The organism is Streptomyces corallincola, assembly GCF_019104725.1.
Taxonomy (GTDB): Bacteria; Actinomycetota; Actinomycetes; order Streptomycetales; family Streptomycetaceae; genus Streptomyces; species Streptomyces corallincola.
This window is the reverse complement of record NZ_JAHRXF010000043.1, coordinates 22,577-39,887: the sequence shown is the minus strand read 5'-3', so window position 1 is coordinate 39,887 and position 17,311 is coordinate 22,577. Positions and strand designations below refer to the sequence as shown.

Below are 17,311 nucleotides of genomic sequence, written 5' to 3'. Positions count from 1 at the left end.
GCGGCCCGTGGCCGGTAAGCGGCGGCCGTGCGCGACCGCTTGGTGTGAAGCACGACGACGCCGTCGGCCTCCGCCCTACGCTGGTGCCGTTGGACCTCCGACCTCAGGGAGTGGTGTCGTGGACCCGATCACCGGAGCGGCTCTGGCCGCGCTCGCCGGCAGCCTCGGCGGGGAAGCGGGGCGCAGCGCCTGGCAGGGACTCACGGCACTGGTCCGGCGGCCTTTCCGGCGGACGGGGCAGGAGGACGCGCAGCTTCCCGACGGGCTGCCGTCCGGGGAGCCGGAGCTGACCGCGCTCCAGCGCGACCCCGCGAACCAGGCCCACGCACAGGCCCTGGCGACCGCCCTGGGGGTGCGGGCCGCGCTGGACGCGGAGTTCCGGGCGCGGTTGGACGAGTGGTGGGAGCAGACCCGGAGCACGTCGATCGACGTGGTGGAGAACCGTGTCACGGGCGGTACGCAGGGCAATGTGGTCCAGGGCAGGGACTTCACGGGTCTCACCTTCAACATCGGAGGTCCACCGTCCCCGTCGGGCGCCGCCTGACCAGCACGCCGGGCGCCACGGCCGGACCGGGACCACGCCGGGGCGGCGCGGGTGCCGGGGCGGACTGGTGGGGAAGATGCGGGAGCAGACCGCCCCGGCTACCGGCTGGCGCCCACCTCACAAGGGCGTGGCCGTCCACAGCACCAGGAAGAGACTCACCGCCGAGTTGGCCGAGGACATCGCCGACGCGACCGCGCCCGCCGCGGCGCCCCAGGCCGCCAGGCCCGCCGAGGTGAAGGCGGACGGCCAGTCGCGCTGGGCCGGGGCCGGGGAGAGCAGCGCGGCGACCCGGCGCGGGACGGGCCCGGACGTGGTGAGCGCCGGGAGCGTGGTGGCCGGGGCACCACCGGAGAGCAGGGCGGCCTTGCCGATCGCGCGGGCCACCGTACGGCGGTCCCCCACCGCGCCCGCCGCCTCCTCGTCCGCCCAGCGTTCCGCCGTGTAGAGCACGGCCGTACGCAGCGGTCGCAGGAACGGGTTCGCGCGCGCCGCCAGCCGGACGGCCAGCAGGTGGCGGTGGTGGCGCGCGGCCAGATGGGCGCGCTCGTGCGCGAAGAGGGCGCGGCGCTCGGCGGAGGTGAGACCGGACAGCAGCGCGGTCGTCACGGCGATCCGGCCCGGCCGCCGCTCACCGGTGCGCCGCCCGCCGCCGGGGACGGCGTACGCGTACGCCGTGTCGTCCGGCAGCACGGCCACCGACGACCCGCGCAGCCCGTACAGCGCCCGGCGTGCCGCGCGGACGACCCTGCGGTGGCGGCGGAGCGACAGCGCGCAGGCGGTCGTCACGGCGGCGAGGGCCGGGATGGCGAGGCGTCCGGCGACGCCGTCGTGCGGGACCGCGCTCCGCACCTCGGGGTCGGACCAGGCGTCCGGGAGCGGGTTGCCGGGGAGCTGGGCGGTGCCGACCACCATCAGCAGGCCGAGGCACAGCGTGCTGCACACGGCCATGACGACGGCGACCGCCGTGAGCAGGCGGGTCGCGGTGCGGGGGTGCAGATGGGACTCCGCGAGCCGGGCCACCGGCCAGGCGGTGAGCGGCAGTACGAGCGGCAGGAAGACGAAGAATCCCACGGACGGTCAGGCCCCCGGACCGCCGTCGCCACCGCCGGTACGGCGGTCGGCCGGGAGTTCCCCGGCGCGCTGCCCGGCGGTGTCCCCCTCCGGCGCGGCGCCCTCCAGCAGCGCCCGCAGTACCTGCTCGTCGCCCGGTGGCAGCGCCGTCACGAAGCTGGCCAGCACCGCTTCCCGGTCCTGCTCGCCGTCGAGCAGGCGGCGCATGCGCAGGGCGGCGAGGCGTGCCACGTCGGCGGTCGGCGTCCACAGGAACGAGCGGCCACGGCGTTCACGGGCGACGACGTCCTTGGCGAGCAGCCGGGTGAGGATGGTGACGACGGTGGTGTACGCCAGGTCGCCGCCGAGGCGTTCCTGCACCCAGGCCGCGCTGACCGCGCCGTCCGCCTCGCGCAGGGCGCCCAGCACCTGGCCCTCCAACTCGCCCTGCCCGCGCCGCCGGACGCGGCCGTCGTCCCGCACCATCTGCCGCGGCTCTCCCTCGTCGTCTGCGCACCGGTCCGCCCGGATTCGCCGGGGTGGTGCCGGACCACGCTACTTCACCCCGCCCATCGGCCCGAAGCCGAGCGCCTGGCCGACGCCGTACACCCCGGACGAAGGCGAGCGCCCTGTCACGGCCGAGAACCCTGTCGAAGCCGGGTTCCGTAACCGAAGCCGAGCCCCCGGCCGGGCGGCGCACCGGGCGCGGCCCCCGCCGCCCGTACCCGCATGGCATCCTGGCCGGATGGCATCTCCCCAGCACCCCGTGCCCCTGGTCGAACACGTCGAGCAACTCCTCGCCACCGGCGGTCCGTTGCCGATCGTCGCGGCCGGGCTCCCCGTGCTGCGGCGGACCACCGCGCGTTACGACGGTCAGCTCTCCCCCGCCCTGCTGGCCCGTTTCGTGGACGCGTTGCGCGCGACGATGCACGCGGCGCCGGGTGTGGGGCTGGCCGCTCCGCAGGTCGGGGTGCCGTTGCGGATCGCCGTGATCGAGGACCCGGCGCCGGTGCCGGAGGAGATCGCGCGGGTGCGGGGCCGGGTGCCGCAGCCGTTCCGGGTGCTGGTCAACCCCTCGTACGAGGCGGCGGGTTCGCAGCGTGCCGCGTTCTTCGAGGGATGTCTGAGTGTGCCGGGGTGGCAGGCGGTGGTGGCACGCCACGCCGAGGTCCGGCTGCGCGGGGAGGACGAGCACGGGCGCCCGCTGGACGAGGTGTTCACCGGGTGGCCCGCCCGGATCGTGCAGCACGAGACGGATCACCTGGACGGCACCCTGTATCTGGACCGCGCGGACCCGCGCTCGTTGTCCACCAACGAGGCGGTCGCCGCGTTCTGGGCACACCCCGCCCCGACGGCGGCAGCCGAGGCGCTCGGCTTCGAACTCCCGCCGTCCGAGGGCTAGTCCGAGGGCTAGACCCGCCTTACCCGCGGCGTCAGTTGTCGCGGTACGTCTCCAGCAGCCGCAGCCACACCTCGCTGAGCGTGGGGTACGACGGAACGGCGTGCCAGAGACGGCCGATCGGGACGCGGCCGACCACGGCGACGGTCGCGGAGTGGATGAGTTCGCCGACGCCGGGTCCGACGAAGGTGACGCCGCGCAGGATCTCCTCCTCCAGATCGACGACCATGCGGGCGCGGCCCTTGTAGCCGTCGCCGTAGAGGCTCGCGGCGGCGACGGAGGAGAACTCGACGTCCACGGCGCGCACCCGGTGCCCGGCCTGTTCGGCCTCCGCCAGGGAGAGGCCGACGGACGCCGCCTCGGGTTCGGTGAACACGACCTGGGGGACGGCCTCCTGGTCGGCGGTCGCCGCGTGCGGGCCCCAGGGTTCGGCCGACAGCGGTCCCCCGGCCGCGCGCGCGGCGATGGCGGCACCGGCGATCCGGGCCTGGTACTTGCCCTGGTGGGTGAGCAGGGCTCGGTGGTTGACGTCTCCGGCGCCGTAGAGCCAGTCGGTGCCCGCGACGAGGAGGCTGTCGTCCACGTCCAGCCAGGAGCCGGGCTCCAGGCCGACCGTGTCGAGGCCGAGGTCCTCGGTGCGCGGGGCGCGGCCGGTGGCGAAGAGGATCTCGTCGGCCTCGATGCGGTCGCCCCCGTCGGTGACGGCGACGACGGTGCCGTTCTCGCGGGTCACGGAGGTGACGGACGTACCGGTGCGGACGTCCACCCCCGCCTTCGTCAGGGACTCCGCGACCAGTTCCCCGGCGAACGGTTCCATGCGGCTGAGCAGGCCCTTGCCGCGTACGAGGAGGGTGACGCGGGAGCCGAGCGCCTGCCAGGCGGTGGCCATCTCGGCGGCGACGACCCCGCCGCCGACCACGATCAACCGGCCCGGCGCCGCCTTGGCGGCGGTGGCCTCGCGGCTGGTCCAGGGCCGCACGTCGGCGAGTCCGGGCAGGTCGGGCAGTACGGCACGGGTGCCGGTACTGACGACGACCGCGTGCCGTGCGGTGAGGGTGGTCAGGGTGCCGTCGGCGGCGGTGACCGTGACCGTGCGGGGCCCGGCGAGGCGCCCCTGACCCCGGTACAGCGTCACGCCGACGCCGTCGAGCCAGGCGACCTGGCCGTCGTCCTTCCAGTGCGAGGTGAACTCGTCGCGGCGGGCGAGGACCGCTGGGGTGCGCAGCGGTTCCTGGTTGGCCTCGGCCAGACCGGGCAGCATGCGGGCGTCGGCCTGGGCGATGACCGGCCTGAGCAGCGCCTTGCTGGGCATGCAGGCCCAGTAGGAGCACTCGCCTCCGACCAGTTCGCTCTCCACGATCGCGGTGGAGAGACCGGCCGCCCGCGTGCGGTCGGCCACGTTCTCCCCCACGGGCCCGGCCCCGAGCACCACGACGTCGTACGCGATGGATTCCGTTTCCGTCATGGGCCCAGTCTGGTGGGTGGTTGGCGCGCGGGCCACACGGGTACGCGCGCCGAACACGGCCGTACGGTCGGCCGCCCGGAACGGAACAACGGAATAGCCGACGGCACCGCCGTGTTTGTGCCGTCGGCACAGACCCCCACATCAGGGAAGAGGGAACCACGCCATGAGCAGCACCGTGGAGCTGACCAAGGACAACTTCGACGAGACGGTGACGGGGAACGAGTTCGTCCTGATCGACTTCTGGGCGGCCTGGTGCGGACCGTGCCGTCAGTTCGCGCCCGTCTACGACAAGGCGGCCGAGGCCAACCCCGATCTGGTCTTCGCCAAGGTGGACACCGAGGCCCAGCCGGAGCTGGCCCAGGCGTTCAACATCCAGTCCATCCCGACCCTGATGATCGTCCGCGATCAGGTCGCGGTCTTCGCGCAGCCCGGCGCGCTGCCCGAGGCGGCCCTCACGGACGTCATCGAGCAGGCCCGCAAGCTGGACATGGACGAGGTGCGCAAGAGCATCGCCGACCAGCAGGCCGCCCAGAGCAGCGGGGAGCAGGCGGCGGGCGAGTAGGGGAGCGTACGGGACGTGGGCCGAGGGGCGTCAGCTGGACTCGCGTGCGACGAGCGTCGCTCCCAGCACGTCCCGTACCTCCGGTTCCCCGCCGGGCTCCCGTACCAGGCGGTCCACCAGCCCGGCGAGTTCGCGGCCGGAGGGCAGCTCGATGCGGACCGTGCTGAGCCGGGGCCGCAGCAGCCGCCCCAGCATCAGATCGTCGGCGCCGACGACGGCGACGTCCTCGGGCACGCGCAGACCGGCGTCCTGGAGGGCACGCATCAGCAGCATGGCGTACTCGTCGTTGTAGGCGAACACCGCGTCGAGGCCAGACTCGGTCCAGCGGGCGGCGAGTTCGGCGGCGGCGTCCTCGGTGGGGGCGAGCGGCAGGACGGTCACGGAGGCGTCGGTGCCGTCCAGCGCCTGGCGTACACCGGCGAGGCGGGGCAGGGAGAACACGTCGAGCCCCGGTTCGCCGGGCACGACCACACCGATACGGCGCCTGCCGCGCGCGTACAGATGGGTACCGGCGCTGCGGCCCACGGCGTCGTGGTCGGTGAGCAGCGCGTGCGCGCCCTCGACGCGGTCCGGGCCGAGGGTCAGCACCGCGCGGGCACCGGCCCGGCGCAGCACGGCGACCCCGCGCGGGCTCAGTCCGGTGCCGGGCACGAGGACGGCGACCGGGCGTAACTCCGCCCAGGCGCGCGCCGCTTCGTCCACTCCGGCTCCGGTCGCGGCGTGCTGCACGACGGTGTATTCGAGCCGTCCGAGTGCGGTCTGCAATTCACCGAGGAAGCGGTGGTACAGCGGGCCCATCGGGACCGGCGGGGCGGGCATCAGCACGAGACGGCTGTGTCCGGCGCGCAGGCTGCGGGCGCCCGCGTGCGGAACGTAGCCGAGTTCCCGCGCGGCCTCCCGGACCCGGCGGCGGGTGCTGTCGCTGATGCGGACCGAGGTGGCGTCGTTGAGGACGTACGAGACGGTCGCGCGCGAGACACCGGCGAGGCGGGCCACGTCGGCGCTGGTAGGAGCGGCGGGGGTCGGGGGCGGGGTGGCGGCGGGGGGCGCGGGCGGTGGTCCTCCGGGCGGGCGGGGCCCGGCGGACGGGAGTTGGGACGGGGACGGGTTCGGGATCTCCACCATCACGGTCCGCATCCTGGCAGAGCGGCGATCGGCTGTTGCGGGCGGGTGACGGTCGTTCAGTTCGCTACGAACGCGTTCCTCACGAACGTGGACTTTCCGAGCATGAACTTTACGAACATGTTCGTGACGACCTTGTTCGTAGCGAACATGTTCGTTACAGTGGGGAGCATGAACGCAGCCCCGCGCTCACGCCGTGAGCGTCCCGCGAAGCCCGCCCTCAGCCTTGAGGGGATCGTCGCCACCGCGCTGACGGTCCTGCACACCGAGGGGCTGGGCAAGGTGACCATGCGCCGCCTGGCCCAGGAGCTGGACACGGGCCCCGCCTCGTTGTACGTCTACGTGCGCAACACGGACGAGTTGCACGCGGCCGTCCTGGACGAACTCCTCGGCACACTCGGCCCGGTGTCCACCGAAGGGGACTGGCGGGAGCGGCTGGAGCAGCAGCTGTTCGCCTATACGCGGATGCTGTTCGACCACCCGGACCTGGCCCGTTCCGCACTGACCGTGAGACCGCGCGGCCCGCACTACCTGAACCTGATCGAGACGCTCCTCGCCCTGCTCGACGAGGGCGAGGTCGCACGCGACCGGGCGGCCTGGGGTGTGGACGTACTGCTCCAGCACGCCACGGCCACCGCCGCCGAGCACGCCGGGGACGAGCGGCCGGAGGAGTGGCACGCGGTGATCCGCGCCCTGCGCGAGACATCGGCCGCCGGAACCCACCCGCACATCGCGGCGGTCGGCGAGACCCTGCTGTCCGGGCAGCCCGAGGAGCGGCTGTCCTGGGCCTTCCAGGCACTGATCACCGGGATAGAGCGGACGGCCGTGCCGAGTTGACGACGGGACGCACCCTGCACCCTTCCCCATCTCCCCCCTCCTCCTCCCCCTCTCCCTTCACCGATCCGACCAGGAGGCCCCCATGACCACCGACGCCTCGCTCCCCCACCACCCCGTCGCCGTGATCGGTGCCGGACTCGGCGGGCTGACGCTGGCCCGCGTCCTCCAGGTGCACGGCATCGAGACGGCCGTCTTCGACCTCGACGCCTCGCCGAGGGCCCGTGTCCAGGGTGGCATGCTCGACATCCACGAGGACTCCGGTCAGGTGGCTCTGCGTGCGGCCGGGCTGCACGCGGAGTTCCTGAACCGGGTACACACGGGCGGACAGGCCGTCCGTGTCATGGGCCGGGACGGCGTGGTCCGGCTGGACGAGCCGGACGACGGCAGCGGGGAGCGCCCGGAGATCGACCGGGGCGTACTGCGTGGTCTGCTGCTCGGCTCACTGCCCGACGGCACGGTCCGCTGGGGTGCCCGGGCGACAGGTTTCCGCGCGTTGGGCGACGGGCGGCACAAGGTCACGCTCGCGGACGGCGGCGCGTTCACCACCGATCTGCTGGTGGGTGCGGACGGCGCCTGGTCGCGGGTCAGGGCGCTGCTCTCCGACGCGCGGCCCGCGTACACCGGCGTGTCGTTCGTGGAGGCGGACTTCCCGGACGCGGACACGCGGCACCCGGTGCCCGCGTCCGTGGTCGGCGGGGGCATGCTGTTCGCCCTCGGTCCCGGCCGCGGTTTCCTCGCCCACCGCGAGCCCGACGGTTCCCTGCACGTCTACGCCGCCGTCGTGGCGCCGGAGGACTGGCTGGACGGGATCGACTTCAGCGACTCCGAGGCGGCCAGGTCGGCTGTGCTGAAGGAGTTCGGGGGCTGGGACGACCGGCTGCGGACCCTGATCGCGGACGCCGACGGCACGCTGATTCCGCGCCGTATCCACGCACTGCCGGTCGGGCACCGCTGGGACCGGGTCCCCGGTGTGACGCTGCTGGGGGACGCGGCGCATCTGATGTCGCCGTTCGCGGGCGAGGGCGCGAATCTGGCGCTGCTGGACGGCGCCGAGCTGGCCCTCGCGGTCGTGGCGCACCCCGGAGACACGGAGACGGCTCTCGCGGCCTACGAGGAGAAGCTGTTCCCGCGCAGCGGGACGTCGGCCGGTGAGTCGGCGCGCAACGGGGAGCTGATGTTCCGTGCGGACGCTCCGCAGGGGCTGCTGGACATGTTCACGGGACACGAGGACTGAGCGGGGTTTCCTGCCCCGACCGGCCGCCGCCACCAGCTCAGAGGCGCCCGGTCATCCGCTCCACGAGGTCCAGCCACCCCTGTTCCAGCCGTTCCATCGGCATGCCGCACTGCCGGGTGAGGTGGTGGATGAGGGCGGGGTCGAGGTAGCCGAGGAGGGTGTGGGCGAGGAGGTCGGTGTCGGCGTCCGGAGTCGTCTGGCGGAGCAGCATCGTGAGGTGGGTGCGCAGCGCCCGGACCGAGGGGTGGGCGAAGCGGCGGGACGCGTCGGGCTGGGCGGCGAGTTGCAGGTCGAGCTGCTCGGCGGAGCGGTAGAGGACGGCCACGCCGAAGGCGCGGAGCCGGTCCAGGGGCGGGGCGCCGGGGCCGAGTGGGGGCGGTCCGCCCATGAAGTCGGCCTGGAGCTGCCGGGACCCGTGGTCGAGCAGTGCCGTGAGCAGTCCGGTGCGGTCTCCGAAGCGGCGGAACACCGTGCCCTTGCCGACCTTGGCCGCGGCGGCGACCGCCTCCATCGTCACACCGGCGACCCCGTGCTCGGCGATCAGCCTGGTGGCGGCCTCCAGCAGTCGCGCGCGGTTGCGGGCGGCGTCGGCACGGAGGTTCGGCTCGTCCGGAGCGGTTTCGACCGTCAGCAACTCGGGCGGCTCGAAGGACTCCGGGGGCTGCGGGAAGGGCGGGAGGGCGCTCGGCATGAACTCAGCGTAAAGCATCGGGAAGAAAACTGGACCGTGGTCCGCTTAGCCTGGTAGAAACTTAAACGGACCCCGGTCCGGATCGTTTCCAGCGATGTTCCCTGCCTCGTTTCCGCTTCTCTTGGAGATCACCATGACTGTTCGCATCGTCGCCCTCGTCGGCAGCCTCCGCGCCGGTTCGACCAACCGCCAGCTCGCCGAGGCGGCCGTGAAGCTCGCCCCCGAGGGTGCCGAGATCGAGATCTTCGAGGGCCTGGCCGACATCCCGTTCTACAACGAGGACATCGACGTCGAGGGGAACGTACCGGCCCCGGCCGCCAAGCTCCGGGCCGCCGCCAACGCCGCCGACGCGTTCCTGCTGTTCTCCCCCGAGTACAACGGCTCGATCCCCGGCGTCCTGAAGAACGCCATCGACTGGCTGTCCCGCCCCTACGGCGCCAGCACCTTCGCCGGTAAGCCCGTCGCCGTCGTCGGCACCGCGTTCGGCCAGTACGGCGGCGTGTGGGCGCAGGACGAGGCCCGTAAGTCGGTCGGCCTGGCCGGTGGCAAGGTCGTCGAGGAGATCAAGCTCTCGATCCCCGGTTCCCTGACCCGCTTCGCCGAGACCCACCCGTCGGACGACGCCGAGGTCGTCGAGCAGCTGACCGATGTCGTCGGCCGTCTGCACGGTGTCGTGGGCCAGGTCTCCGCGGTCTGATCCCGCGACGCGTGGCGCACCGGTGCCGTCGCCGCGACGGCACCCGCCGCACACCCCGAAAGAGGGGCCGGAGTACGACTCCGGCCCCTCTTCGCGTACGTACCGCCCGCTCCTCCGGAGTCAGTCCAGCGCGGCCAGCCGCTCGACCGCCGGGGCGGCGAAGCGCTCGATCCACTCCGAGGTCTCGTCCACGCGCGGGCTGAGAATGACGGTGTCGATGCCGAACTTGGTGTAACCGTCCATGTCGCGCAGGAATCCGTCGAGGTCGCCGCTGTTGACGTGCTCGCCGGTGTAGATGATGGTGCGGCGGATGGTCTCGGGGTCCCGGCCGACTGTCTCGCAGTGACCGCGCAGCACGTCGAGCTTGTGGCTCAGCTCCTCCGGCGAGGCGACGATGAGGTTGCAGGCGTCTGCGTACTGCGCGACCAGCCGCAGTGTCTTCTTCTCACCGCTGCCGCCGATCATGATCTCGGGGTGCGGGCTGCTGAGCGGAGCCGGGTGGCAGATGGTCTCGGCCAGCCGGTAGTGCTCGCCCTCGAAGGGGCCGTCTGTGTTCTGGTCCCACATCTGCAGGCAGATGCGCAGGGTCTCCTCCAGCCGCTCGAAACGCTCCTTCAGCGGCGGGAAGGGGACACCGAGGCCCAGGTGCTCGCGGTCGTACCAGGCGGCGCCGATACCGAGGGTGGCCCGGCCGCCGGAGAGTACGTCGAGCGTGGTGGCGATCTTGGCGAGGAGGCCGGGGTGGCGGTACGTCACGCCGGTGACCAGGACGCCGAGCCGCACCGTGGAGGTGTGGGCGGCGAGGTAGCCGAGGGTCGTGTACGCCTCCAGCATCGGATCCTCGGCGCCGCCGTTGAACTCCATCTGGAAGTAGTGGTCCATCACCGACAGCCAACTCACCCCGGCCGCCTCGGCCGCACGTCCGGCCGCCGCGAGTTCCGGTCCCAGCTCGGGACCGCCTCCCGGGTCGCCGAACCGGTTGATGTGTACGCCCACCCGCATGCCCGTCTCCGTCCCGTCCGGACCGTCATCGACGGAACCGACGCTAGATCCTGGAGCGCGCTCCAAGTCAAGGGACATGCGGAGCGGGCCGAGCGGTCCGGCGTTCTCGGGGTACGCGGGTGCGGTGACCGTACGACAACCCGACCGGGCCGTGGGCCGCCCGAGGGCGCGGCGGCCGGAGGAGGAGCACAGATGAGCGAGCAGCCGTCGTCCCCGCCCGGTGCCGTTCCGCCGCCGCCCCCCTTCGACCCCGAGCTGGCCGAGGCGCTGGCACCGCTGAAGGACGCGATGCCGCCGGGCATGACCCCGGAGGACATCCAGGTCGCGCGCCGCGGCCCCGGTATGGAACTCCTGAACCTGTTCGACGTGACGGTGGACGGCGCCTTCACGGCGGAAGACCGTACGGTGCCCGGTCCCGAGGGCGCGCCACCCGTCTCCCTCCTGATCTGCCGCCCGACAGGCCTGGAGCACCGGTCCACCGCGCTCCCGGTGCTCTACCACGTGCACGGCGGCGGGATGGTCCTCGGCAACAACCGGGCCGGGGTGGACGCGCCGCTGAGCTGGGCGCGGGAACTGGGTGCGGTGGTCGTCTCGGTGGAGTACCGGCTCGCACCGGAACATCCGCATCCGGCGCCGGTGGAGGACGCGTACGCCGGTCTGCTGTGGACGGCGGCCCACGCGGCGGAGATCGGCGGCGACCCGGACCGGATCGTCCTGGTGGGGGCCAGCGCGGGTGGCGGCCTGTGCGCGGCCCTGTCCCTCCTGCTCCGTGACCGTCAAGGCCCTTCGGTGATCGGCCAGTTGCTGATGAGCCCGATGCTGGACGACCGCAACGACACGGTGTCCGCCCACCAGATGGCGGGCCTAGGCGTCTGGGACCGCACCGCCAACGAAACCGGCTGGACCGCCCTCCTCGGCCCCCTCCGCGGCACCCCCGGCGTCTCCCCCTACGCCGCCCCGGCCCGCGCCACCGACCTCACCGCCCTCCCCCCGACCTACCTGGACGCCGGCTCCGCCGAGACCTTCCGCGACGAGATCCTCACCTACGCCACCCGCCTCTACCACTCCGCCACCCCCACCGAACTCCACATCTGGCCCGGCGCCTACCACGGCTTCGAAACCCTCTCCCCCACCGCCCACCTAACCCACCAGGCCCACACCACCCGCCAGGCCTGGCTCCACCACCTCCTGGAACAGGCTCCGTCCGAGGACTCAGGGCGACCAAGGGGTGCTTCCTGAACGACGCCCGCTGGGGGGAGCAGCCTGGATGCGGGGCAGCCGACGGTGAGATCGGGGGTACTCCTGCGCGCGTGAGGAGCAGTCGTCGTAATAGAACGCAGGGGAGCCGTTGGGGTCACCTACGCGTGTACGAAGAGCAGATCATCCCGTCGAGGCCGGCGCGCTGGGTGTCGGGGTCACCCCCGCGTATGCGGGGAGCAGGCGATGGAGTCGGCCATGTTGAAAGCGATGATGGGGTCACCCCCGCGTGTGCGGGGAGCAGTGGACGTGGCGGGTGATCGGCGCCTTCATGCTGGGGTCACCCCCGCGTGTGCGGGGAGCAGGCCGAACACGGCACCGCCAACGTGACCCTGCTGGGGTCACCCCCGCGTGTGCGGGGAGCAGCCGTCGCCGTACCCGGTCGTGCCCACGATGACGGGGTCACCCCCGCATGTGCGGGGAGCAGCCGCATCAGACGCCCTTGGCCAGCGACGCGCTGGGGTCACCCCCGCGTGTGCGGGGAGCAGAGTTGCTGCCCGAGCTGGGTGACGTACTTGTTGGGGTCACCCCCGCGTGTGCGGGGAGCAGGGAAAGAGGCACGGCCCGCGCGCTCCTGACGAGGGGTCACCCCCGCGTGTGCGGGGAGCAGGCCATGTCCCGGCCGAAGCTGGTGGCGAGCTTGGGGTCACCCCCGCGTGTGCGGGGAGCAGATCGAGATCTTGCGGAAGAACTCGCTGACGCGGGGGTCACCCCCGCGTGTGCGGGGAGCAGAGGACACCATCGAACCGGGCCCTGACGAACCGGGGGTCACCCCCGCGTGTGCGGGGAGCAGGCGAGGCGCGTTTTCAGGATCTGGCCGACCGCGGGGTCACCCCCGCGTGTGCGGGGAGCAGACCCGCGCCACGTTGGGCATGCCCGAGGGCATGGGGTCACCCCCGCGTGTGCGGGGAGCAGCGCGGCGACCTGCTTCCCGGCGGCCAGCGCCGGGGGTCACCCCCGCGTGTGCGGGGAGCAGGCAGGACCCGGAGGTGCGCCAGCCTCTTCCTTCGGGTCACCCCCGCGTGTGCGGGGAGCAGGTGCCGCCGGTTCGGCCGGACCCCCGCTCCCGGGGGTCACCCCCGCGTGTGCGGGGAGCAGATCTCACGTCAACTCCCGTGACAGGCCGGGTCGGGGTCACCCCCGCGTGTGCGGGGAGCAGCCTGGATGTTCATGCCGTGCTCAAAGGCACGAAGGGTCACCCCCGCGTGTGCGGGGAGCAGGTGCCGGTCGCCACCGGTCTCGCCGCGCTGGGGGGGTCACCCCCGCGTGTGCGGGGAGCAGTGCCCGAACGGCCCCTGACCGAAGAAGCGGTCGGGGTCACCCCCGCGTGTGCGGGGAGCAGCGGGTACGGCTCCAACGGGGACCGCTCCGCACGGGGGTCACCCCCGCGTGTGCGGGGAGCAGAGGTGAGCGGTCACGCCGCCAATGCGGCGTAGGGGGTCACCCCCGCGTGTGCGGGGAGCAGCTCGTCACCGTGGGCGGAAAGCTCCAGACAGGGGGGTCACCCCCGCGTGTGCGGGGAGCAGACACCGACCAAGCCGAAGCCGCCCGCGAATTCGGGGTCACCCCCGCGTGTGCGGGGAGCAGTCATTGTCTCGCACCCCACATCGGCCAGCATCAGGGTCACCCCCGCGTGTGCGGGGAGCAGGTTCTGACGTAGACCTGCGGAGGCGCCGAATGGGGGTCACCCCCGCGTGTGCGGGGAGCAGGGCGCCGCTGGCCCCGAGACGTGGGCGAGGCTGGGGTCACCCCCGCGTGTGCGGGGAGCAGGCGACGCTGGTTCCCACGGCCGAGCGCCCCCGGGGGTCACCCCCGCGTGTGCGGGGAGCAGAGCGACTTGACCGCCTTCGAGACCGAGCCCTTGGGGTCACCCCCGCGTGTGCGGGGAGCAGCGTGGTGATCCTGGCACCGATGTCCGAGAGGCGGGGTCACCCCCGCGTGTGCGGGGAGCAGAGGCGGCCGATCACCGCCGCGTCCAGCTCCCCGGGGTCACCCCCGCGTGTGCGGGGAGCAGTCTCGTTGAGCTGGGGGTTTCCTTGGGCTGAGCCGCCCTGGGGGCCACTTGCGGAGAGTCGGGCATAAGGTGCATGAGGGACCTACCGTGCGCGGCCCGTGAGAACGTCGTGTCCCGCTCGCAGCGCGCCCCGCGGCCGTACCCTACCCGCATGGGCGATGCCGGGATGGTTGGGCTGATGGGGCGGGTTTCCGGGGTGGTGGGGCCGGGGTTGGTGGGGGAGGTGATGGTTCGGGTTCGGGGTGGGGCGGAGCACTTTCTGGCGTATGCGGCGGAGAGCGGGGTGCGGATCGAGCGGGGGACGGTGGTGATGGTGGTGGAGTATCTGGCGCCGAGGACGGTCTACGTCACGGCCGTGTACGACAGTTGAGCGTGCTCCGCCCCAGGTGAGGGGCTTGTGCGTCAAGATTGCTACAAGGAACCGCCAACCCCTTCTCGGCGAGGGGGAACAGGCGCACACTCCCTTCGTTCGGTGCCGAACGGGCACCATGCAAAGGGGGCGAATGCCGATGGTCATCGGCGTCGTGGCGGGGGCGGCGGTCGTCGCCGTTCTTGCTCTGATCGGTCTGTTCAAGATGATGTGGCGGGTCGCCGAGCCCAACGAGGCACTCATCATCTCCGGCTCCAAGCACCGTACCGAGGGCTTGGAGGAGGGCATGGGTTTCCGCATCGTCACCGGTCGCGGCACGCTCGTGCTGCCCGGTGTCCAGGCGGTGCGCAAGCTGTCACTGGACCTCAACGAGACCGAACTGCACGTGGACTGCGTCACCCACCAGGGCATTCCGCTGAGGGTGCGCGGCGTGGTCATCTTCAAGGTCGGCGACGACTTCGTGTCGATCGCCAACGCGGGCCGCCGCTTCCTGGACCAGCAGAGGCTGATGTCCGAGCGGGTGCACAACGTCTTCGCCGGTCATCTCCGTTCCATCGTGGGCGGATTGACGGTCGAGGACATGATCCGCGACCGGGAGAAGCTGACCGGTCAGACCCGGGCCGCCTGCGGTACGGAGATGGAGAAGCTCGGCCTGATCGTGGACTCCCTGCAGATCCACGAGATCGAGGACCCGACGGGGTACATCAAGAACCTGGCCATGCCGCACGCGGCAGCGGTCCAGCGGGACGCGCGTATCGCGCAGGCGGAGGCCAACCGGCTGGCCACCGAGGCGGAGCAGCAGTCGTTCGCGCGGATGGCCGAGGCCACCCGCGACAGCGAGATCCTCCAGGCCGGTTACCAGGCCGAGCGGGACAAGGCGGCGGCCAAGGCCCACCAGGCCGGGCCCCTCGCGGACGCCGCCGCCCGGCAGGAGGTCGTCGTCCAGGAGACACGGGTCGCGGAACTGGAGGCCCACCGCCGCGAGCAGCAGCTCCAGGCGGACGTGCGCAAACCGGCCGACGCCCAGGCGTACGAGAAGCGCACCCTGGCCGAGGCCGAGCGCGACGCGCGGATCTCGGCGGCGCAGGCCAAGGCCCGTGAGACCGAACTCGCGGCAGCCGCCGAGGCGACCCGCGTGAAGGCCGCCGCGGGCGCCGAGGCGGAGGCCACCAAGTCCCGCGGTGAGGCGACGGCCGCCGCCACCCGTGCCACGGGTGAGGCGGAGGCCGCGTCCGCGGAGGCACGCGGACTCGCGGAGGCGGCGGCGACACGTGCCCAGGGTCTCGCCGAGGCGGAGGCCATCAAGGCGCGGGCGGCGGCACTGGCCGAGAACCAGGAGGCCGTCGTCGCCCAGCAACTCGCCGAGAACTGGCCGGAGATCGTCAAGGCGGGCGCCTCCGCGTTCGGCAACGTGGACAACATGGTGCTGCTCAACGGCGCCGACGGCATGTCCGAACTGTTCGCCAAGGCGCTCACGATGGGCGGCGCCGGACTCGGCCTCGCCCGTCAACTCCTCTCCGCCGCCGACCCGGGGAGCCACAAGGAAGGGGGCAGGGCAGCAACTACCGGCACTGTCAACGGAGTTCCGCAACCGCCCGCCCAGCGGGTTCCGGTGGAGTCCGAGGGCTGACCCGGCCGTCCCGGCACACGCCCGGCACGCGAACAACTCGGAAAACAACTCGGCAAACAGCGGAAAGACGGACGGAGTTGCCCCACACGGGGCGCTCCGGCCGCCCGCTGCCCACATCTCGCGGCTCGCAGCCCGTCTCAGGGCACGCCCGCGCCCGCTTCGGGGCACGCCCACTGCCCGCCGCCCACCGTCCGCCTCGGGGCACGCCCCGCCACCCACCGCCCACCTCGGAGCCGCCCGCCCCGTCGCCCCTCAACAACCCCGCCCCGCAACCCCGTTGCTCCAGGTCATAAGGTGCGTGCGTGAGCACATTCAGCGACGAGACACCCGGCCGCTCCGGCCCGCACGCCACCACCGAGGCCGACCCCCGTGAGGTCGGCACGGTGCGCACCGAGTACGCCCCCGCGCACGACGGTGACCCCGACCCCGGCGAGATCGTCTGGACCTGGGTGCCGTACGAGGAGAACGACGGCCGGGGCAAGGACCGCCCGGTACTGGTGGTCGCCCGCGAGGCGGCCGGGACGCTGCTCGCCGTGCAGCTCTCCAGCAAGCGGCACGACGACGACCGCGAGTGGGTCGCCCTGGGCAGCGGGCCCTGGGACGCCAGCGGCCGGGACTCCTGGCTGAACATCGACCGCGTACTGCGCCTCCACGAGGACGGCATGCGCCGCGAGGCCTGCGCCCTCGACCGGGGCCGCTTCGACCTCGTCCGCCGACGCCTGTACGAGCGCTACGGCTGGACCTGACCGGCACCGGGCCGTACCCCGTACGCCACCCGCGTCGGGGGGCGGCGGTGAGGAAGCCCGCGCGGTAGAGCTCGTCCGGCAAGGCGGCCGTACAGCGCGGAGGCGCGGCACAGGGCCTCTTCCTGAGCCGCCTACGCGCCGTTGGGACGCCGCCGCCGGGGCTCCCGGCGGAGGGCGAAGTTCAGGACGGCGACCCGGCGGTCCGCGAGGCGGTGGGGGCTTCCCGGCCGCTCTCGCCGGTGACCTCGAAGACGGTGGCGGGCGCGGCCGGTGCGGGACCGCTCCGTCCGGCCGTCGTCACCCGAATGGCCGCAGGGCCGTACACCCGCGCCCCGGCGCGTGCCGCCGCGACGGCCTGGGTGATCCGGACGTCCGGCCCGCTGTCCGGGTCGCCGCCCGGCGGGCGGTGGCTTCCGGCCGCCGCGATCCGTTCCGTCCCGGTGGCGATCCCACGACGGGGAAACCGGCCGGGCGCTCACGGCGCCACCCCCGTGGGCGCCGTGCGCGCGGTCCCGGCCGGTTTCCCCGTCGTGCCCGTGCCCGCATCCTGGGCGATGCTGGTCGCGCGGTGCAACGGAGTTTCCCCGGGGCGTCCGGCGTCCCGGAGAAGCGCGGAAGAACGGAGATCGCGGATCTCGGGGCGGCCCGATGGGCACCCTTGTGAGATTCGAGGGAAGGGTCTTGGGTGGAA

At 73.1% G+C, this 17,311-nt stretch carries 16 protein-coding genes and 1 CRISPR repeat array; of the genes, 10 read left to right on the top strand and 6 right to left on the bottom strand.

Annotated features, from left to right (window positions below; genetic code table 11):
* The first annotated feature begins 118 nt into the window (after positions 1 to 118).
* Positions 119 to 544 (top strand): hypothetical protein, encoded by a 426-nt coding sequence (locus KUM39_RS22645; protein WP_217787598.1) that lies wholly within the window; start codon positions 119 to 121, stop codon positions 542 to 544.
* A gap of 117 nt (positions 545 to 661) precedes the next feature.
* Here KUM39_RS22645 and KUM39_RS22640 read toward each other — a convergent pair whose 3' ends face one another.
* Both KUM39_RS22640 and KUM39_RS22635 read right to left on the bottom strand, forming a co-directional pair.
* Entirely contained in the window at positions 662 to 1,615 is a 954-nt protein-coding gene (locus KUM39_RS22640) for a M56 family metallopeptidase (protein WP_217787597.1), read from the bottom strand.
* A 6-nt stretch (positions 1,616 to 1,621) separates the two neighbouring features.
* Positions 1,622 to 2,080, bottom strand: a complete 459-nt coding sequence (locus KUM39_RS22635; RefSeq protein ID WP_246620579.1) for a BlaI/MecI/CopY family transcriptional regulator — start codon at positions 2,078 to 2,080, stop codon at positions 1,622 to 1,624.
* A gap of 259 nt (positions 2,081 to 2,339) precedes the next feature.
* Here KUM39_RS22635 and KUM39_RS22630 point away from each other — a divergent pair, with 259 nt between their 5' ends.
* On the top strand, positions 2,340 to 2,996 hold the full coding sequence (locus KUM39_RS22630) for a peptide deformylase (protein ID WP_217787596.1): 657 nt from the start codon (positions 2,340 to 2,342) through the stop codon (positions 2,994 to 2,996).
* Positions 2,997 to 3,027: 31 nt separating this feature from the next.
* On the opposite strand, the gene KUM39_RS22625 is transcribed toward KUM39_RS22630, so the two are convergent.
* Positions 3,028 to 4,458, bottom strand: coding sequence for a dihydrolipoyl dehydrogenase family protein (locus tag KUM39_RS22625; RefSeq protein WP_217787595.1), 1,431 nt, complete (start codon positions 4,456 to 4,458; stop codon positions 3,028 to 3,030).
* Positions 4,459 to 4,621: 163 nt separating this feature from the next.
* Between KUM39_RS22625 and trxA the strand changes: the two genes are divergently transcribed.
* The gene (gene trxA, locus KUM39_RS22620) at positions 4,622 to 5,020 is read left to right on the top strand and encodes a thioredoxin (protein ID WP_217787594.1); all 399 of its coding nucleotides are present in this window, start codon (positions 4,622 to 4,624) and stop codon (positions 5,018 to 5,020) included.
* A 30-nt stretch (positions 5,021 to 5,050) separates the two neighbouring features.
* On the opposite strand, the gene KUM39_RS22615 is transcribed toward trxA, so the two are convergent.
* The gene (locus tag KUM39_RS22615; RefSeq protein ID WP_217787593.1) at positions 5,051 to 6,157 is read right to left on the bottom strand and encodes a LacI family DNA-binding transcriptional regulator; all 1,107 of its coding nucleotides are present in this window, start codon (positions 6,155 to 6,157) and stop codon (positions 5,051 to 5,053) included.
* Between the two features lie 156 nt (positions 6,158 to 6,313).
* Between KUM39_RS22615 and KUM39_RS22610 the strand changes: the two genes are divergently transcribed.
* Positions 6,314 to 6,979: a TetR/AcrR family transcriptional regulator gene (locus tag KUM39_RS22610; protein WP_217787592.1), complete on the top strand. Its 666-nt coding sequence runs from the start codon at positions 6,314 to 6,316 to the stop codon at positions 6,977 to 6,979.
* A gap of 82 nt (positions 6,980 to 7,061) precedes the next feature.
* Entirely contained in the window at positions 7,062 to 8,213 is a 1,152-nt protein-coding gene (locus KUM39_RS22605) for an FAD-dependent oxidoreductase (RefSeq protein WP_217787591.1), read from the top strand.
* A 37-nt stretch (positions 8,214 to 8,250) separates the two neighbouring features.
* Here KUM39_RS22605 and KUM39_RS22600 read toward each other — a convergent pair whose 3' ends face one another.
* Entirely contained in the window at positions 8,251 to 8,922 is a 672-nt protein-coding gene (locus tag KUM39_RS22600) for a TetR/AcrR family transcriptional regulator (RefSeq protein WP_217787590.1), read from the bottom strand.
* Positions 8,923 to 9,037: 115 nt separating this feature from the next.
* On the opposite strand from KUM39_RS22600, the gene KUM39_RS22595 reads away from it, so the two are divergent.
* Positions 9,038 to 9,601, top strand: coding sequence for an NADPH-dependent FMN reductase (locus tag KUM39_RS22595; RefSeq protein ID WP_217787589.1), 564 nt, complete (start codon positions 9,038 to 9,040; stop codon positions 9,599 to 9,601).
* 120 nt (positions 9,602 to 9,721) lie between these two features.
* Here KUM39_RS22595 and KUM39_RS22590 read toward each other — a convergent pair whose 3' ends face one another.
* Entirely contained in the window at positions 9,722 to 10,603 is an 882-nt protein-coding gene (locus tag KUM39_RS22590) for an LLM class F420-dependent oxidoreductase (RefSeq protein ID WP_217787588.1), read from the bottom strand.
* A gap of 192 nt (positions 10,604 to 10,795) precedes the next feature.
* Between KUM39_RS22590 and KUM39_RS22585 the strand changes: the two genes are divergently transcribed.
* The 4 genes from KUM39_RS22585 (at position 10,796) to KUM39_RS22570 (ending at position 16,620) form a co-directional block, all read left to right on the top strand.
* Positions 10,796 to 11,842 carry an alpha/beta hydrolase gene (locus KUM39_RS22585; RefSeq protein ID WP_217787587.1) on the top strand — a complete coding sequence of 349 codons (1,047 nt, stop codon included), beginning with the start codon at positions 10,796 to 10,798 and terminating at the stop codon, positions 11,840 to 11,842.
* A 111-nt stretch (positions 11,843 to 11,953) separates the two neighbouring features.
* A CRISPR array of direct repeats spans positions 11,954 to 13,874; the repeat unit is 29 nt; unit sequence GGGGTCACCCCCGCGTGTGCGGGGAGCAG.
* 151 nt (positions 13,875 to 14,025) lie between these two features.
* Positions 14,026 to 14,244, top strand: coding sequence for an NfeD C-terminal domain-containing protein (locus KUM39_RS22580; RefSeq protein ID WP_217787586.1), 219 nt, complete (start codon positions 14,026 to 14,028; stop codon positions 14,242 to 14,244).
* Positions 14,245 to 14,377: 133 nt separating this feature from the next.
* A complete protein-coding gene (locus KUM39_RS22575; protein WP_217787585.1) occupies positions 14,378 to 15,874 on the top strand; it encodes an SPFH domain-containing protein in 1,497 nt (498 codons plus the stop codon).
* A 302-nt stretch (positions 15,875 to 16,176) separates the two neighbouring features.
* Positions 16,177 to 16,620, top strand: coding sequence for a type II toxin-antitoxin system PemK/MazF family toxin (locus tag KUM39_RS22570; protein ID WP_217787584.1), 444 nt, complete (start codon positions 16,177 to 16,179; stop codon positions 16,618 to 16,620).
* Positions 16,621 to 17,311 lie beyond the last annotated feature (691 nt).

Excerpts from the sequence above, each read along its gene's own strand:
- KUM39_RS22635 (WP_246620579.1), bottom strand. The coding sequence starts at position 2,080 with ATGGTGCGGGACGACGGCCGCGTCCGGCGGCGCGGGCAGGGCGAGTTG.
- KUM39_RS22630 (WP_217787596.1), top strand. The coding sequence starts at position 2,340 with ATGGCATCTCCCCAGCACCCCGTGCCCCTGGTCGAACACGTCGAGCAA.
- KUM39_RS22625 (WP_217787595.1), bottom strand. The coding sequence starts at position 4,458 with ATGACGGAAACGGAATCCATCGCGTACGACGTCGTGGTGCTCGGGGCC.
- trxA (WP_217787594.1), top strand. The coding sequence starts at position 4,622 with ATGAGCAGCACCGTGGAGCTGACCAAGGACAACTTCGACGAGACGGTG.
- KUM39_RS22615 (WP_217787593.1), bottom strand. The coding sequence starts at position 6,157 with ATGCGGACCGTGATGGTGGAGATCCCGAACCCGTCCCCGTCCCAACTC.
- KUM39_RS22610 (WP_217787592.1), top strand. The coding sequence starts at position 6,314 with ATGAACGCAGCCCCGCGCTCACGCCGTGAGCGTCCCGCGAAGCCCGCC.
- KUM39_RS22605 (WP_217787591.1), top strand. The coding sequence starts at position 7,062 with ATGACCACCGACGCCTCGCTCCCCCACCACCCCGTCGCCGTGATCGGT.
- KUM39_RS22600 (WP_217787590.1), bottom strand. The coding sequence starts at position 8,922 with ATGCTTTACGCTGAGTTCATGCCGAGCGCCCTCCCGCCCTTCCCGCAG.
- KUM39_RS22595 (WP_217787589.1), top strand. The coding sequence starts at position 9,038 with ATGACTGTTCGCATCGTCGCCCTCGTCGGCAGCCTCCGCGCCGGTTCG.
- KUM39_RS22590 (WP_217787588.1), bottom strand. The coding sequence starts at position 10,603 with ATGCGGGTGGGCGTACACATCAACCGGTTCGGCGACCCGGGAGGCGGT.
- KUM39_RS22585 (WP_217787587.1), top strand. The coding sequence starts at position 10,796 with ATGAGCGAGCAGCCGTCGTCCCCGCCCGGTGCCGTTCCGCCGCCGCCC.
- KUM39_RS22580 (WP_217787586.1), top strand. The coding sequence starts at position 14,026 with ATGGGCGATGCCGGGATGGTTGGGCTGATGGGGCGGGTTTCCGGGGTG.
- KUM39_RS22575 (WP_217787585.1), top strand. The coding sequence starts at position 14,378 with ATGCCGATGGTCATCGGCGTCGTGGCGGGGGCGGCGGTCGTCGCCGTT.